This is a genomic window from Micromonospora sp. NPDC049044 (assembly GCF_040649215.1).
Classification (GTDB): Bacteria; Actinomycetota; Actinomycetes; order Mycobacteriales; family Micromonosporaceae; genus Micromonospora.
The window spans coordinates 23,706-39,233 of sequence record NZ_JBEZFA010000055.1 but is presented as its reverse complement, the minus strand read 5'-3'; the positions used below and the strand labels follow the sequence as shown (position 1 = coordinate 39,233).

Here is a 15,528-nt window from a genome sequence, read left to right as displayed (position 1 = left end):
ACCCGCTACGACAAGACCGCGACCTCGTACCAGGCCACCGTCACCATCGCCGCGCTACTCCAATGGCTGTGAACCTTTGAAGACACGGCCTAGCAGCGACTCCTCGCGTCCACATCAACCGGTTGACGGACGGCGGAGATCCACCGGGATCGCCGAGGTCCGTCGCCGACCGGTCGATTCGCCGCCGGGCCAGCCCGACGACCCTTGAGGGGTACGAAGTCAGCGGCGGCGGAAGGCGGCACGATGCCGGTCATCGAGGTGACCCACCTGAAGAAGCGGTACGGCGACCTGGTGGCGGTGGACGACGTGTCGCTCACCGTGGAGGCCGGGGAGATCTTCGGCGTTCTCGGTCCGAACGGCGCCGGCAAGACCACCACAGTGGAGTGTGTCGCCGGGCTGCGCGTCCCCGACGGGGGCGGGGTGTCGGTCCTCGGGCTCGACCCGCGCCGGGACGCGACCCAGCTCCGGCAGCGGGTCGGGGTGCAGCTCCAGGAGAGCCAACTGCCCGACCGGCTCCGGGTCGCCGAGGCCCTGGAGTTGTACGCCTCGTTCTACCGCAACCCGGCCGACCCGGCCGCGTTGATCGACAAGCTGGGCCTGGGCGAGAAGCGGAACACCGCGTACAAGAAGCTCTCCGGTGGGCAGAAGCAGCGGCTCTCCATCGCGCTGGCCCTGGTCGGCAACCCGGAGATCGCCATCCTCGACGAGCTGACCACCGGGCTGGACCCGCAGGCCCGCAGGGACACCTGGGGTCTCATCGAACAGGTCCGGGACAGCGGAGTGACGATCGTGCTGGTCACCCACTTCATGGAGGAGGCCGAACGCCTCTGCGACCGGGTCGCGGTGATCGACCGGGGCCGGGTGGTCGCGCTGGACACCCCGACAGGCCTGGTGTCGTCGGTGGCTCCCGAGCAGCGGATCCGGTTCCGGCCGTCGGTGCCGGTGGACGACCGGCTCCTCACCGATCTGCCCGAGGTCTCGGCCGTGCAGCGCACGGGCAGCCAGGTGGTGGTGACCGGCACCGGTGACCTGCTGCACGCAGTCACCTCGGTGCTCGCCCGCCACCAGATCATCGCGGCGGACCTGCGGCTGGAGCAGTCCACCCTCGACGACGCCTTCGTCGAGCTGACCGGGCACCGGCCCGTCGACTGAAAAGGGGCAAGCATGCACGCCTTCCGTCAGATCCTGAGGATCGAGGCGCGGCTCTACCTGCGGGACCTACCGACGCTGCTCACCATCGTCGGGCTGCCCACAATGATCCTGGTGGTGCTCGGGTTGATCCCCTCGCTCCGCGAGCCGGATCCGAACTTCGACGGGCAGAACTTCGTCAACTACTTCGCCCCGTCGCTGTTGGTGGTCACCCTGGCCATGGTGGGGGTGAACACGATGCCCATGGCGCTGGCGACCTACCGCGAACGCGGCGTGCTGCGTCGGCTGGCGACCACTCCTGCGCACCCGGGCGCTCTGCTCGCCGCCCAACTGGTGGTGGCCCTGGCCGCGATCCTGGCCAGCGCGCTGCTGCTCATCGTCGTCGGCCGCTTGGCGTTCGGGGTGCCACTCCCGGAGCACCCGCTCGGCTTCGTCCTGGCCTTCGTCCTCGGCACGGCGGCTCTGCTGGCGCTCGGGCTGCTGGTCGCCGCCGTGGCCCGGACGACGAAGGCGGCTCAGGCCCTGGCCGTGCCACTGTTCCTGCTCACCATGTTCTTCGGCGGGGTCTACCTGCCCCGGTTCCTGCTTCCGGACGCCGTGGCGAGGATCGGCGACTACACGCCGCCCGGGGTGCAGGCGCTCCTCGACGCCTGGACCGGCCCCTCGCCGCAGCCGCTGCACCTGGCGATAATGGCGGTGATCGCCGTGGCGGCCGGTGCTGGCGCGGCGAAACTGTTCCGCTGGGAGTGAGCGGGGATTCGATGACCAGCAACGGTGGGTACGACCGGCTGGCCAGCTGGCGAAAACGTGAGGCGAACGTCTATCGCGTGTTTCCCTACGGCGGGCTGGCTCTGGGCACCCTGCTGGCCCTCGTCGCACCGGCGCCCGGCAGCCCGGGGGCGGTGCTCACCGTCGCCGTCGCCGTGGCTGCCGGCTGCTGGGTCGCCTGGTTCGTCACAGTGCACCCCGACTGGCAGAGCCGGCGCAGGCTGATGGCGGTCTACTACCCCGGGCTGCTCACGTTCGCGGCCGCGCTGGTGGTCGTCAGCCCGTGGTACGGCTTCTTCGCCTGGATCGGTTACATCCACGCCTTCCCGGTGCTACCCCGGCGTTGGCGGGTCGCCGGAATGGTCACCACGGCCACCCTCGTCGCCACCTCTCAGGGCGGCGGTCTGCCCGTGGTGCTGTCGCACTGGCCACTCTGGCTGGTGCTGGTGCTCTTCAACCTGCTGGTGGCCGGCTCGGTGAGCTGGTTCGCGATGATGGCCGAGCAGGAGGACGCCAAACGCCGACGACTGATGGCGGAACTCGGCGAGGCCAACCGTCAACTCACCGAGACGGTCCGGGAGAACGCCGGGCTGCACGCCCAACTACTCACCCAGGCACGGGAGGCAGGTGTTCTGGACGAGCGCCAACGGATGGCGCGGGAGATCCACGACACCCTGGCCCAGGGGTTGACCGGGATCATCACGCAACTGGAGGCGGCCGAGCAGACCCGCGACCGCTCCGCCGACTGGCGCCGGCACGTCGACAACGCGCTCGCGCTGGCCCGGGAGAGCCTCACCGAGGCCCGCCGCTCGGTGCGGGCGATCCGCCCGGAGCCGCTGGAGACGGCCCGACTGCCGGACGCGCTCGTCGAGCTGGGCGGGCGCTGGGCGGCCCTGCACGGGGTACGGGCCGACGTCGCCACCACCGGTACGCCCCGCCCCCTGCACCCGGAGGTCGAAGTGACACTGCTGCGGGCCGCCCAGGAGGCACTGGCCAACGTGGCCCGGCACGCCGCCGCGTCACGGGTCGGACTGACCCTGTCGTACATGACGGACGTGGTCACCCTCGACGTCCGCGACGACGGAACGGGCTTCGACATCACCGGGCAGCCGGCGTCCCGCGAGCCGGGCAGCGGGTACGGGCTGACCGCGATGCGGCAGCGCGTGACCCGGGTCGGTGGCGAGTTGGCAGTCGAGTCCGAGCCGGGCAGCGGCACCGCCATCTCGGCGTCCGTCCCCGCGCTGCCCGGAGGTGCCGGTTGACCGCCCCGATCCGGCTGCTGATCGTCGACGACCATCCGGTGGTACGCGACGGGTTGCGGGGCATGTTCACCGGCGACCCGGGATTCGAGGTGGTCGGTGAGGCGGCCGACGGCTCGGAGGCGTTGACCCTGGTCGCGACGGTGCGGCCGGATGTGGTGCTGATGGACCTGCGGATGCCCGGCATGGACGGGGTGACAGCCATCGGCAGGTTGGCCCGTTCCGGGAGCACCGCCCGGGTGCTGGTGCTCACCACCTACGACACGGACGCGGACGTGCTGCCGGCGATCGAGGCCGGCGCCACCGGCTACCTGCTCAAGGACACGCCCCGCGAGGATCTGGTCCGCGCGGTGAGGGCCGCCGCCCGGGGTGAGTCGGTGCTCGCGCCGAGCGTCGCCGGCCGGCTGATGGTTCGGCTGCGCGCTCCCGCTGAAGAGCCGCTCAGCCAGCGTGAGCTGGAGGTGCTCACCCTGGTTGCCCGCGGTGCCTCCAATCGGGAGGCGGCGGCCCGGCTGTTCATCAGCGAGGCCACCGTCAAGACACATCTGCTGCACCTGTACGCCAAGCTCGGGGTCAACGACCGGGCCGCCGCGGTGGCCACCGCGTACGACAGAGGGTTGCTGACCCCCGGCGGGCAGTGAGCGGGGGCCGGGCAGGATGGGCTGGTGCGCGCGTGCCGACTGATCTCGTTGCTGTTGCTGTTGCAGTCGCGCGGGTCGATGACAGCTACCGAGCTGGCCCGGGAGCTTGAGGTTTCCGAGCGGACGGTCTACCGGGACGTCCTGGCCCTCTCCGCCGCCGGGGTGCCGGTCTACGCCGACCGGGGCCGGGCCGGCGGTTACCGGCTGCTCGGCGGCTACCGCACCCGACTGACCGGGCTGACCCGCGACGAGGCGGAGGCGCTGTTCCTCAGCGGACTGCCCGGACCGGCCGGCGAGATGGGTCTCGCCGACGCGGTCGCGTCCGCCGAGCTGAAGGTGCTCGCCGCGCTGCCACCCGCGCTGCGCGACGCACCGGCCCGGACCGGGCAGCGGTTCCACCTGGACGTACCGGGCTGGTTCCGGGAGACCGCGCCACCGCGCTGGCTGCCCGAGCTGGCCCGGGCGGTGTGGGCAGACCGGGTGGTGGCGTTGCGCTACCGACGCGGCGACCGGGAGGTGAGCCGCCGGATCCAGCCGTACGGGCTGGTCCTCAAGAGCGGGGTCTGGTATCTGGTCGGCCGGGTCGGCGACGAGGCGCGCACCTACCGGGTGGACCGGGTCACCGGGGTCGAGGTGGATGCGGAGCAGTTCGACCGCGACGAGGGCTTCGACCTGGCCGGGCACTGGCGGAAGCAGGCCGGGTCGTTCCTGCGGACCATGCTGCGGGCCGAGGTCACCGTCCGGCTCAGCCCCGCCGGCCTGCGCCGGCTCCGGCACCTGGTCGACGCCCCCTTCGTGTACGACGAACTGGTCGCCGCCGCCAGCGAACCCGACGGGCAGGGCTGGGTGAAGGCGCGGCTGCCCGTCGAGTCGGTCCAGGTGGCGTACCACCAACTGCTGGGGCTCGGCCCCGAGGTGGAGATCCTCGATCCACCCGAGCTGCGGCAGTTGTTCGCGGCGAGCGCCGACCGGCTCGCCGCGCTCTACCGGTAGCCGGTCACGTCCGCCGGTTTGCCCGCGTCGACCACCTCGGTGATGTAGCGGAAACCCTCCGGTTGGCTGCCGTCCAGGTCGGTGAAGCCGTACACCTTCGACAGCGTGCCGGCGTCGACGGACCTGCCGTTCCAGCGGGCCTTCTCCTCGTCGGCGGCGAGCGCGGCCACCGCGCGGCCGACGAAGGCAGGGGTCTCCGAGATGAGGAAGTTGGGGTCGGTGGCAGCGCCGTCGCGCCAGTTCTCCTCGGTCACGCCGAAGTGCTCAAGCATCGCCTCGGAACGGATCCAGCCGGGGGTCAGCGCCACCGCCGTGCCGCCGTGCGGTGTCAGCTCGTGCGCCTGGGAGAACGCGAGCCGGTTCACCGAGACCTTGGCCAGGTCGTAGAAGACCGACAGCCGGTAGTTCTCGTCGTTGTACGCCTTGGTGCCGTCGCCCATCTCCACCACCAGGCCACCGGGCTTGCGGATCAGCAGCGGCAGGGCGAAGTGGCTGGTGATGATGTGCGTGTCGACGGCCAGCCGCAGGGTGCGGAAGCCGGCGTCCAGCGGCTGCTCCCAGACCGGCTTGTGCCAGGTGACAAGCGGGTCGCCGCCCCAGATGTCGTTGACCAGCACGTCGAGGTGGCCCTGCTCGGCGTCGATCCGGGCGACCAGGTCGCGGACCTGCTCGGGCACCAGGTGGTCGACCTGCACGGCGATGCCGGTGCCGCCGGCCGCGCTTACCAGCTCGGCGGTCTCCTCGATGGTTTCCGGTCGGTCCATCTCGGAGCGGCCGGCCCGGGTGCTGCGACCGGTGGCGTAGACAGTGGCACCGGCCGCGCCGAGCTGAACGGCGATCTGCCGTCCGGCACCACGGGTGGCACCGGCGACGAGCGCGATCTTTCCGGTTAGCTGTTGCGTCATGCCTGCGACGTTGTCAGGAATACCTGACAACCGACGTCCGAATTCGTTACCCGACCTAATCCACGAGTCGGACCCGGACCCGGCGGTTGGCCCGGCCCTTGCTCTCCACCTTGACCACCTGCACCTTGCCGATCTGGGCGGTGGACGCGACGTGGGTCCCGCCGTCGGCCTGCACGTCCAGCCCGACGATGTCGACGATCCGGACCTCCTGCTCGTCCGGCGGAATGAGGTTGGACTGGGTACGGATGATGTCCGGCAGGGCCAGCGCCTCGGTGCGCGGCAGCACCCGCGTGGCGACCGACCGGTCGGCGGCCACCTCGGCGTTGACCAGCTCCTCGATCCGGCTCTTGAAGTCCGGGGGCACCTCGGGAAGGTTGAAGTCCATCCGAGCCTCACCCGGTTCCATGTTGCCGCCGGTGACCAGCGCGCCGAAGTCGCGGAACACCACACCGCAGAGCACGTGCAACCCGGAGTGGGTACGCATCAGTCGGGTGCGGCGCTCGTCCTCGAGCGCGCCGACGACCTCGCTGCCGGCCGGTGGCAACGGGTCACCCTCGGCGGGGATCAGGTAGAGGTCGTCGCCCTTGCGGGTGCCGACGATCCGGGTCTGCACGCCCTGCCACAGCAGCACCCCGTGGTCCGGTGGCTGGCCGCCGCCGCCCGGGTAGAACGCCGAGCGGTCCAGGACGATGCCCTGCTCGGGGTCGGCGTGCAGGACCGTGCAGGTCCACTCGCGCAGGGTCGGGTCGGCGAGGTCGAGCCGATGCGTGCGGCCATGTTGTGTGACGCCCATGACAGCGCAGATTACTCGTTGAGGAAGCCGGCGATGCGGTCCCGCAGGTCGGCGCGTTCCGTCCAGAGGACGCCGGGCCGGTCGTACACGTGCAGGGTGGCCTGGGGCAGGGCGGTGGCGAGCCGCTCGGCGACCTCGACCGGATGCAGGTCGTCGCCCGCGCAGCCGATGACAAGCGCTGGCGCGGTCACCGCCGCCAGGTCGCCGAGCTGGACCAGCGACGTCTGATCCGCCAGGGTGGCGAGGCCCTCGGCCAGGCCGTCGCGCAGCAGTTGGTCGAGCCGCTGCCGCAGGTACGCCCAGCCGGCCGGGGTGTTGCGCACCGCCGCGGGCAGCTCCAGCGCGACGACGTCGGCGACCGCCGAGGCCTCCCCGCTCTGCACCGCCTCCAGCAGCTCCGTGATCCGTCCGTGGGCGGCCGGCCCGCGCGGCTCGTCGAGCACCGCCGGCAGGAAGAAGACAAGCTTCTCGAAACGCTCCGGACTCTCCGCGAGCAGCCGGCAGAGGGCACCGGCGCCGAGGCTCGCGCCGAATGCCCGGCTGGCCCCGCCGAGGTCCGCTATCGCGCGCAGATCCCGGGCCAGGTCCAGGTAGGTCCACGGCCCGTCCGGGGCATCGGACCGACCGTGCCCACGGAACTGGAAGAACACCTTGCGGCCGGTCACCCCACTGCCGAACGGTCGGGTGGTGGCGATGCCGTTGCCCAGCCCGTGCGCGAAGACGGTGACCGGGTCACCGATGCCGGTGACCAGCCGTTCCAGCCGTACGCCGTGCGGGGTGGTTACCAGCTCGGTCTCCGGCTCCGGCAACGCCGGTCGGCCGGTGCGTGGTCCGCCCGGGCCGGGACCCCAGGTGCGGGGGCCACTGTCCGGTGGGGGTGGCCAGCGAAAACCTCTCACCAGAACCCTTTGCCGTCGCTCAGGTCGCGCAGCCCGACCCGAACGTCGAGGAGGTAGATCAGACCAGCGGCGATGCCGATCAGGCCGAAGAGGCTGATCGGGCCGAAGCCGAGCAGGGTCAGCAGGAGGCAGACGGCGAGGATCGCGATCCAGCCACCCTTGGGCAGCGTCCCGATGGCGGGGAAGGCGTCGGAGCGCTGCGTGATCGCGTGCACCAGGGCGACGCCCTGGACGATCAGCGCGAAGACGAGCAGGATCAGCTGGATCACTTCACGGACGGCGAAGGCGAAGATCGGCGCGGCGTTGGCCATGCCGGCAAGCTTATGTCGAGGACCCCGGCTTCGTCCGACAAGGACGCCGCCGGGGTCGTCGACCTGGCGAACTACTCGGCCGCCGGGCGGGTCCGCTTGGTGCCGCCGGGGAGCTTCGCCGACGGGGTCGCGGCCGGCTTGGTGGCCTTCGGCGCCCGGGTGGCCTTCTTGACGGCGGCCGGCTTGGCCTCGGCGATCTCGGCCACGGCGGCCGGGGTCGGCACCTCGGCCGGGGTCTTCGCCGGGGCGTCGGTAACGGGTGCCACGGCCTCGGTCGCCTCGATGTCGGAGTTGACCGTCTCGGCGGCCTCCAGCACGCCGGCACCGACGACCCGCTCGCCACGGGCGACAAGTGCACCGTACGCGGCGTAGGCCCGCTCCTGGGCGGCCTGCGCGCCCGCGTACACCATCATGGCGTTGCGGGTCGCGGCGGCGCGCAGCTTGTCGAGGTCGGCGGCCTCGCGCAGCTTGGCCACGTCGGCCGACTCGCGGAGCTTGGCCAGGTCCAGTTCGGCCTGGGCCCGCTCGCGCAGCGTCCCGGCGGTCTCGTTCGCGGTACGCAGCGTCTCGGTGGCCTTCTGCCGCAACTCGAAGCCGGTGAGCACGGCCCGGCCGCCCAGGTCGGCGACGACCCGGGTGCCGAGGACGCCGACCACTGCCGGCAGCTTGCGCAGGTGCTCGATGGCCAACTCGCCGGCGCCGGCGGCGGCGTAGATCGGGGCGGGGATGCGGTTGGTCTTCGGCTCGCTCATGAGGTCTCCTCCTCGGCCACCGTGGCGGCCTCACGGGCCGCCGGACCGGCGGCCTTCTTCTCGGGGGTGCTGGTGCTGCCCGGGGCGGGGGCGGTGCCCGCCTCGGTGACGGCGACCGACTCGAGTACGGCTTCGGTCGGGGTGCCGGCCGGGGTGGTGGGGCCGGTGGCGGCCAGGTTGGCCACGTCGGCGGGCTGGTCGGCGACGTCGGTCGGGGTGGTCGTCGCTCCGGTCGCTCCGGTGCCCTCGGCGCTGGCCTGGGCCTCGGCCAGCCGGGTGTTCTCCCGGCGGAACGTCTCGTAGATCTGGCTGAGCGACTGCTTCTGGGCCATCGTCAGGTCGGTGTCCACCGCGATGGCGGCCAGCACGCCGTGGCCCTCCTTGTCGTCGAGCAGCCCGGCACGCAGGTACATCGCCGGGGTGGAGACCCGCAGCGCGCTCGCCAGTTGCTGAAGCACCTCGGCGCTCGGCTTGCGCAGGCCGCGTTCGACCTGGCTGAGGTACGGGTTGCTGACCCCCGCCTGCTCGGCGAGCTGCCGCAGCGAGATCTTGGCGTTGTGCCGCAGATCGCGGATGAACCCGCCGACGTCGGGAAGGTCCTTGGGTGTGGCCATGACAGCGACGCTAACCGGTCGCGCTAACTCTTGCAAGCAAAACGCTAGCCACAGTTAGCAAGGTCTCAACGTCCGTTTGCACACCGCTTCGCCGATCCGTACGGTCCGTTCGTGCACAAGATCACAGTCAATGGAGCAAGCATCGCGTACGACGAGGCCGGCACCGGCTCGCCGGTCGTACTGCTGCACGCCGGTATCGCCGACCGACGGATGTGGCGGGGACAGTTGCCGGCGCTCGCCACCCGGCACCGGGTGATCGTGCCGGACCTTCGCGGCTACGGAGACTCGGAACTGCCGCCGAGCCCGTTCGCGCACCACGACGACGTGGCCGGACTGCTGGACGCGCTCGACCTGCCCCGGGCCGCCCTGGTCGGCTGCTCCTTCGGTGGGTCGGTCGCCATCGACACCGCGCTGGCCCACCCCGACCGGGTGAGCGCGCTCGCGCTGTTCGACACCGCCGTCTCCGGCAACGAGTGGTCCGAGGAGGCGAACGACCTCTGGGACAACCTGGTCGGCGAGGTCGACCCCGACGACTTCGTCGCCGGAGCGGCAGGCGAGGTGCGGTTCTGGGTGGTCGGCCCGGCCCGCCAGCCGGCAGACGTCGCCCCCGAGCTGATCGCGTTCGCCCAGGAGATGGACCAGCGGGCCCTCGCCGCCGAACTGGCGCTCGGCGCGGTCGAGGTGGGTGAACTGACGCCGCCGGCCATCGGTCGTCTCGGCGAGCTGACGGTGCCGGTCCTGGTCACCGCCGGCGCCGCGGACGTGCCGGACATCAGGCGGCTCGCCGACCGGATCGCCGCCGAGGCACCCCACGGGGTACGGCTACCCGACGTGCCGGACGCTGGCCACCTGCTGCCGCTGGAGCGCCCCGAGCCGGTGAACGCCGCCCTGCTCGACTTCCTGAGCTGACCGCGCGGCGCGGTGCTGTGCTTCTGCGGCGCTGACCGGCGGACCGTTTGTGTCACCAGAGCGGACGGACCGCGCCGACCGGGACGCCACCGCCGAAGAGCGGCACCTCGGCGTACTCGGTAAGCACCGGGGCGTCCACGCCGAGCCGGCGCAGCGCGGAGACCAGCACCGGCATCCGGGCGCGGTCGGCGCCGTCGTCGATCTTCAGTGCGACCGCGCCGACGCCCGGCAGGGCCACCGCGATCACACCCTCGGCACCGACCTTGGCCAGCAGGCCCGGGACACCACGCATGAGCCGGGTGTCGTCGGCCTGGGTGCCGCCGACGATCTCCGGGTACCCGCGCATGGCATCGGCCACGGCGCGGGGCACCGAGCCGGGCTCGGCGTCGACCAGCCGGAGGAACGCCCCGGCCAGACCGGTGAGCGACACGGCGAGCACCGGGGCGCCGCAGCCGTCCACGCCCACCGCCGCCGCCGGCTCACCCGTGAACTCCTCGATGGCCGCCCGCAGCCGCTGCTGCAACGGGTGCTCCGGCCGCCAGTAACCATCGCGCGGCCAACCGGCGGCCGCGCAGGTGAGCAGCATCCCGCTGTGCTTGCCGGAGCAGTTCATCTGCACCCTGCTCGGCCCGCCACCGGCGCGCAGCACCGCCTCCCGGGCCGCCACGCCCGCCGGCAGGTCGGGTGGGCAGTGCAACGCTTCCGCGTCCAACCCGGCCCGCTCCAGCAGCGCACCGACCCGGGCCAGGTGGAAATCCTCACCCGCGTGGCTCGCCGACACCAGAGCCAGGTCAGCCGGATCGTCGAGCGTCAGACCGGCGCGCAGCATCCCGATCGCCTGCATCGGTTTGCTCGCCGAACGGGGAAAGACCGGCGACGTCACGTCCCCGGCGGACGCCACCGGCAGCCCGGCGGCGTCGAGCACGACCACCGAGCCCCGGTGTACGCCCTCCACGAACCCGGACCGGACCACCTCGGCGAGTGGCGCGCCACCCTCGTACGTCTTCGTCACGCGCTGGACGGTACCGACGGTCCCGGGGTGCCCGTCGGCGGGGTGACCAGGTGGTACTCCGCGCGGGTGACAGGAGCGCTGGACCCGGCCGGCCTTACAACCCGAGCAACTCGCGAGCCTCGGTGGTGGTGAGCGGCGGGCGCTGCGCGAGCTGGGCGAAACCCACGGCGCGGGCGACCAGTTGCATGTTGGACTCCACCGGGCGACCCTTCGCGTACGTCACTGTGTCTTCCATGCCGACCCGCAGGTGCCCGCCCGTCGACAGCGCGGCAAGCAGCACCGGCAGGGTGCTGCGGCCGACGCCGGTGGCCGAGAAGGTGGTGCCCTCGGGCAGGTCGCGCAGCATCCGGTGGGCGGCGACGAGCGTCTCGGTGGTGCCCGGCATGCCGCCCGGCACGCCCATCACGAAGTCGACGTGCACGTGCCCGCCGGCCGGCAGCCCGTACTTGCCGAGCAGTCGCTGCAACGCGGACAGGTGGCCGAGGTCGAAGATCTCGTACTCCGGCACGATCCCGCGCTCCTGCATCCGGGTGTGCAGGTCGACGATGAACTCCCAGCGGTTGAGGAAGACGTCGTCGCCGAAGTTGACGGTGCCCATGGTGCAGGAGGCCATGTCCGGCCGGGCGTCGAGCACGGCGAGCCGGGCCGCCTCCGGGTCGGTCACCGCGCCGCCGGAGGAGAGCTGCACGATCAGGTCCGTGCTGTCCCGCAGCGCCGCCACAGTGTCGGCCAGCCGCACCGGGTCGAGGGTCGGCCGGGCCTCGTCGTCCCGGATGTGGACGTGGATCACGGCGGCGCCGAGCGCCTCGCACTCCTTGGCCGTGAGCAGCAACTCGTCGAGGGTCACCGGCAGCGCCGGTACCTCCGCCTTGGCCGACTCCGCGCCGGTCGGAGCCACCGTGATCAACGTCCCTGTCGTCATGCCGGCGATCCTAGACGCCATGCTCAGGACGGGTCGATCGCCGCCGCGGTCTCGCCGATCATCAGCGCGGCGTCGTCCGGGACGTTTCGCTTCAGCACGGCGAGCGCCACCTGACCCAGCTCGTGGTGCAGCACGGCGGTGCCGACGAAGCCCACCGCCCGGCCGTCGAGGGTCACCGGCGTACCGGCCGTCGGCGGTTGATCGGTGGTCACCCCGTCGAGGTGCAGCAGTACGAGGCGACGCGGCGGCCGACCCATGTTGTGCACCCGGGCCACCGTCTCCTGCCCCCGGTAACAACCCTTGTCGAGATGTACCGCCGGGCCGATCAGATCCACCTCGGCCGGAATGGTCCGGTGGTCGGTGTCCACCCCGACCCGCGGTTGCCGGGCGGCCACCCGGATCGCCTCGTACGCCCACAGGCCGGCGACCGGCACGCCCGCGCCGCGCAACTCGGCCACCACCTGCTCCATCGCGGAGCGGGGCACCAGCAGGTCCACCCCGAGCGGGCCGCGCCGCGCCCAGCCACCGATCGGCAGGGGTTTGACGTCGTACCGAACACTCGCCCGCTGTGGCACGGCACCGGCGGCGAACTTCGGACCGGGCACCGCGACCAGGTCCGGTGCGGCCAGCCCGGTCACGCCGAGCGTGGCCAGCGCCTCCGTCGCGGCCGGCCCGACAAGCGACAACAACGCCCGTTCGGCGGTCGCGTCGCGCGGGTCGACCCGGCTGAAGAACCGCATCTTCTCCAGGTACCCGAGCAGGCCCTCGGTCGCCCCCGGCTCGGTGTCCAGCCAGGCCGTCTCGCCATCCTCGGCCACCAGCGCGTGCTGCTCGACGTGCCCGTGCGGGGAGAGCACCAGCAGCTCGGTGCCCTCACCCGCGGACAGCGTCGTCAGGTGCTGCGAGGTGATCGTGTGCAACCAACTGGCGCGCTCCTCCCCGGGCACCGCGATGACCCCCCGGTGCGACCTGTCGACCAGGCCGACCTCGGTGTCGAGGGTGCGCTGCTCGCGCAGCGGGTCCCCGTAGTGCGCGGCCACCCCGCGTACCCCGGCCGCGACGTGCGCCGGGTCCGGCTGGTCGCGACTCGCCTCGTCGATGCTCTCGACGGCCACCGCACCCGCGATGTCGATCACTTGTCGTCCCCGTTCTCGCAACGTACGCAGACGCCGAAAAGTGACACGTGCCCGATGTCCACCCGGAACCCCCGCTGCGCGGCCAACTCGTCGGCGAGCGGCCGGAGCAGCCCCGGATCGATCTCGTCGATCGCCCCGCACTCCCGGCAGACCAGGTGGACGTGTTGGTGCTCACCTGCCGCGTGATAGGTAGGTGAGCCGTGCGACAGGTGTGTGTGGGTGACCAGGCCGAGCCGTTCCAACAGCTCAAGCGTGCGATAGATGGTGGTGATGTTGACGCCGGCGGCGACCTCCCGGACGGCGGTGTGCACCTGCTCCGGGCTGGCGTGCCCCAGATCGAGCACCGCCTGCAGGACGAGCTGCCGCTGGGGCGTCAGCCGCAGCCCACGGGCCCGCAGCATTTCCGCGAGGGAGGTTTCGGACACCGTCCGATCATAGTTCGGCCGCCAGGTCGGTCCGCGCACCGCGATCGACCGCCACTAGGCTCGATGGTCATGGTGATGTCGCCCGCCGGGAAGGTCGGGGCCGATCCGACCGCGCGGATCGTCGTCCTCGGGCGCGGTCCGGTGCCGGCCGGTGACCCCGTGCTCCGCGGTGACGACCTGGGCGTACTCCGGGGTGACGGCCTCTTCGAGACCATGCACCTGCGGCAGGGCCGGCCGTGGCTGCGTGACGAACACCTGGCCCGGCTGGCCGCCGCGGCCGACGCCGTCGACCTGGCAGTGCCCCCCACCCCGGTGCTCGTCGACCTGCTCGACCAGACGTGCGCGGGCTGGCCAGTGGCTGTGGAGGGGGCGCTTCGGCTGGTCTGCACCCGGGGACCGGAGACCGGCGGGCCGCCGACGGTCTACGCCACGCTGGCCGAGGTGCCGGCGACCTCCCGGGCGGCCCGGCGGGCCGGGATCAGCGTGGCAACCCTGCCGCTGGGGGTGCCCGCCGCCGCCCGCAACGGGCTGAGCTGGCTGCCGGCCGGGATCAAGTCGACGTCGTACGCGGTGAACAGCGCCGCCCGTCGCTGGGCCGACCGGGCCGGCGTGGACGACGTGCTCTGGATCTCCTCCGACGGTTACGCGCTGGAGGGTCCCTGGGCCAACGTGGTGTGGCTCACCGACGACACGCTCTGCACGGTGCCGGCCGCCACCACCGGCATCCTTGCCGGCACGACAGTGGCCTGGCTGCTCGCCCACGCCGCCCAGTTGGGGCTACGCGCGGCCGAGCGGATGGTCACAGCGGCCGAACTGCACGCGGCGGACGGCGTCTGGTTCACCTCGTCGGTGCGTGGGGCCGTCGAGGTCCACACGCTGGACGGGGTGCGTCGCGCCCGCTGCCCCCGCACCCCCGCCCTCCAGGCACTGCTGGGTTTTCCCAGCTAGTCATCCGCCGACCCGGACGAGCCGGGCGGAGAGGTGTGGGCTGAGCCCGTGCCCCATCGCGGCCATCTCCTGGGCGTAGAGCAACGCGCCCTCGACGATGCCGAAGAGCCGCTTACCGCCCGTGACCTCCTTCGCGGTCGGTGTCCGCACCACCGCGTCGGTGGCGAACTCCACCTGGGTGCCGGTGCGCTTGCCCAGGTGCAGCTCCATCACCCCGGTCGGCGTGGTCAGCAGCACCTCCAGCTCGTCGGTCGCCCGCCCGTCCACCAGCACCGGCCGCCACCAGCCGACCTCGCGGCCGGCCGGCCGGACCGGCTTGCTCTGCTCGTCCAGGATCCAGGCGCGCGACTCGTAGTGCAGGAACGGTCGGCCGTCGTGGCTGATCCGGATCTCCTGCGCGTAGTCGAAATCCTCGATGGTGGGGAAACCACCCTTGCCCCGGCCACGCCAGAGGCCGATGTAGGGCAGCAGGCCATCGAGGGCGGGGTGCAACTTCGGCCCGACCCGCAGGTCGTGGCTCTCCGCGAACGGGTACTCCTCGACCGGCGGCGCGTTCAGCCACGGCGGTTGCAGCGGGTTCTCGCTCACCAACGTCCTCTCGAAATGCGAACCGCAAGGTAGACCAGGCCACCGGCGAGCCCGCCCAGGCCAGCGACCAACAGGCTGACAAACCCGATCTCGGTAACCATCCCGGCCATCCTATGCTGGGCCACATGACCCGCACTCTCGTCGTCAAGGCCACCGCTGGGGCGGACGCCCCGGAGCGGTGCGCGCAGGCATTCACTGTCGCCGCGACGGCGGTCGCGGCCGGGGTGGACGTGTCGCTCTGGCTCACCGGCGAGTCGACCTGGTTCGCCCTACCCGGTCGTGCCCAACAGTTCGACCTGCCGCACTCCGCGCCGCTCGCCGAGTTGCTGCACGTCATCCTGACAAGTGGTCGGGTGACCGCGTGCACCCAGTGCGCGGCCCGCCGCGAGATCGGCCCGGACGACGTGCTGCCCGGGGTCCGGATCGCGGGTGCCGCCGTCTTCGTCGAGGAGGCGATGGCCGAGGGCGCGCAGGCGCTCGTCTACTGACCACCCGACCCGGTTC

The 15,528-nt window shown here is 72.2% G+C and carries 20 protein-coding genes; 8 read left to right on the top strand and 12 right to left on the bottom strand.

What is annotated here, in order from left to right:
• Positions 1 to 243: 243 nt before the first annotated feature.
• Genes AB0B85_RS31085 through AB0B85_RS31065 form a run of 5 tightly spaced genes read left to right on the top strand, consistent with a single transcriptional unit; the run spans position 244 to position 4,810 of the window.
• Positions 244 to 1,152 (top strand): ABC transporter ATP-binding protein, encoded by a 909-nt coding sequence (locus tag AB0B85_RS31085; protein WP_357412876.1) that lies wholly within the window; start codon positions 244 to 246, stop codon positions 1,150 to 1,152.
• 12 nt (positions 1,153 to 1,164) lie between these two features.
• Entirely contained in the window at positions 1,165 to 1,899 is a 735-nt protein-coding gene (locus AB0B85_RS31080; RefSeq protein WP_357412875.1) for an ABC transporter permease, read from the top strand.
• A gap of 11 nt (positions 1,900 to 1,910) precedes the next feature.
• A complete protein-coding gene (locus AB0B85_RS31075; RefSeq protein WP_357412873.1) occupies positions 1,911 to 3,179 on the top strand; it encodes a sensor histidine kinase in 1,269 nt (422 codons plus the stop codon).
• Entirely contained in the window at positions 3,176 to 3,817 is a 642-nt protein-coding gene (locus AB0B85_RS31070) for a response regulator transcription factor (protein ID WP_357412871.1), read from the top strand. The genes AB0B85_RS31075 and AB0B85_RS31070 overlap by 4 nt, the downstream gene beginning before the upstream one ends.
• A gap of 24 nt (positions 3,818 to 3,841) precedes the next feature.
• Positions 3,842 to 4,810 carry a WYL domain-containing protein gene (locus AB0B85_RS31065; protein ID WP_357412868.1) on the top strand — a complete coding sequence of 323 codons (969 nt, stop codon included), beginning with the start codon at positions 3,842 to 3,844 and terminating at the stop codon, positions 4,808 to 4,810.
• Here the strand turns inward: AB0B85_RS31065 and AB0B85_RS31060 are convergent.
• From AB0B85_RS31060 to AB0B85_RS31035, 6 genes are all read right to left on the bottom strand, one after another.
• Positions 4,801 to 5,715, bottom strand: a complete 915-nt coding sequence (locus AB0B85_RS31060; RefSeq protein ID WP_357412866.1) for an SDR family oxidoreductase — start codon at positions 5,713 to 5,715, stop codon at positions 4,801 to 4,803. The genes AB0B85_RS31065 and AB0B85_RS31060 overlap by 10 nt on opposite strands.
• A 55-nt stretch (positions 5,716 to 5,770) precedes the next feature.
• Positions 5,771 to 6,508 carry an alanyl-tRNA editing protein gene (locus AB0B85_RS31055; RefSeq protein ID WP_357412864.1) on the bottom strand — a complete coding sequence of 246 codons (738 nt, stop codon included), beginning with the start codon at positions 6,506 to 6,508 and terminating at the stop codon, positions 5,771 to 5,773.
• Positions 6,509 to 6,519: 11 nt separating this feature from the next.
• On the bottom strand, positions 6,520 to 7,407 hold the full coding sequence (locus AB0B85_RS31050; RefSeq protein WP_357412862.1) for an alpha/beta hydrolase: 888 nt from the start codon (positions 7,405 to 7,407) through the stop codon (positions 6,520 to 6,522).
• Positions 7,404 to 7,718, bottom strand: a complete 315-nt coding sequence (locus AB0B85_RS31045) for a DUF2516 family protein (protein WP_357412860.1) — start codon at positions 7,716 to 7,718, stop codon at positions 7,404 to 7,406. Before AB0B85_RS31045 ends, AB0B85_RS31050 begins: the two co-directional genes overlap by 4 nt.
• Before the next feature lie 71 nt (positions 7,719 to 7,789).
• Positions 7,790 to 8,470 (bottom strand): hypothetical protein, encoded by a 681-nt coding sequence (locus tag AB0B85_RS31040; RefSeq protein ID WP_357412858.1) that lies wholly within the window; start codon positions 8,468 to 8,470, stop codon positions 7,790 to 7,792.
• Positions 8,467 to 9,084: a helix-turn-helix transcriptional regulator gene (locus AB0B85_RS31035; RefSeq protein WP_357412856.1), complete on the bottom strand. Its 618-nt coding sequence runs from the start codon at positions 9,082 to 9,084 to the stop codon at positions 8,467 to 8,469. Before AB0B85_RS31035 ends, AB0B85_RS31040 begins: the two co-directional genes overlap by 4 nt.
• Before the next feature lie 111 nt (positions 9,085 to 9,195).
• Between AB0B85_RS31035 and AB0B85_RS31030 the strand changes: the two genes are divergently transcribed.
• Positions 9,196 to 9,993, top strand: coding sequence for an alpha/beta hydrolase (locus AB0B85_RS31030; RefSeq protein WP_357412854.1), 798 nt, complete (start codon positions 9,196 to 9,198; stop codon positions 9,991 to 9,993).
• A 52-nt stretch (positions 9,994 to 10,045) separates the two neighbouring features.
• Here AB0B85_RS31030 and AB0B85_RS31025 read toward each other — a convergent pair whose 3' ends face one another.
• From AB0B85_RS31025 to AB0B85_RS31010, 4 genes are all read right to left on the bottom strand, one after another.
• Positions 10,046 to 11,005: an asparaginase gene (locus tag AB0B85_RS31025; protein ID WP_357412852.1), complete on the bottom strand. Its 960-nt coding sequence runs from the start codon at positions 11,003 to 11,005 to the stop codon at positions 10,046 to 10,048.
• A gap of 94 nt (positions 11,006 to 11,099) precedes the next feature.
• Entirely contained in the window at positions 11,100 to 11,927 is an 828-nt protein-coding gene (locus AB0B85_RS31020) for a 3-keto-5-aminohexanoate cleavage protein (RefSeq protein ID WP_357412851.1), read from the bottom strand.
• Positions 11,928 to 11,950: 23 nt separating this feature from the next.
• A complete protein-coding gene (locus AB0B85_RS31015) occupies positions 11,951 to 13,063 on the bottom strand; it encodes a folate-binding protein (protein ID WP_357412849.1) in 1,113 nt (370 codons plus the stop codon).
• Positions 13,060 to 13,488 carry a Fur family transcriptional regulator gene (locus AB0B85_RS31010; protein WP_357412847.1) on the bottom strand — a complete coding sequence of 143 codons (429 nt, stop codon included), beginning with the start codon at positions 13,486 to 13,488 and terminating at the stop codon, positions 13,060 to 13,062. Before AB0B85_RS31010 ends, AB0B85_RS31015 begins: the two co-directional genes overlap by 4 nt.
• A gap of 69 nt (positions 13,489 to 13,557) precedes the next feature.
• On the opposite strand from AB0B85_RS31010, the gene AB0B85_RS31005 reads away from it, so the two are divergent.
• Positions 13,558 to 14,436 carry an aminotransferase class IV gene (locus tag AB0B85_RS31005; RefSeq protein WP_357412845.1) on the top strand — a complete coding sequence of 293 codons (879 nt, stop codon included), beginning with the start codon at positions 13,558 to 13,560 and terminating at the stop codon, positions 14,434 to 14,436.
• Here the strand turns inward: AB0B85_RS31005 and AB0B85_RS31000 are convergent, their stop codons facing one another.
• Together AB0B85_RS31000 and mtfM are read right to left on the bottom strand one after the other, a co-directional pair.
• Complete coding sequence (locus AB0B85_RS31000) at positions 14,437 to 15,027, bottom strand: FABP family protein (protein ID WP_357412843.1); 591 nt, start codon at positions 15,025 to 15,027, stop codon at positions 14,437 to 14,439.
• The gene (mtfM, locus tag AB0B85_RS30995; protein ID WP_030327764.1) at positions 15,021 to 15,125 is read right to left on the bottom strand and encodes a small membrane protein MtfM; all 105 of its coding nucleotides are present in this window, start codon (positions 15,123 to 15,125) and stop codon (positions 15,021 to 15,023) included. Before mtfM ends, AB0B85_RS31000 begins: the two co-directional genes overlap by 7 nt.
• 12 nt (positions 15,126 to 15,137) lie before the next feature.
• Between mtfM and AB0B85_RS30990 the strand changes: the two genes are divergently transcribed.
• Positions 15,138 to 15,512 (top strand): DsrE family protein, encoded by a 375-nt coding sequence (locus tag AB0B85_RS30990; protein WP_357412841.1) that lies wholly within the window; start codon positions 15,138 to 15,140, stop codon positions 15,510 to 15,512.
• Positions 15,513 to 15,528: the final 16 nt, after the last annotated feature.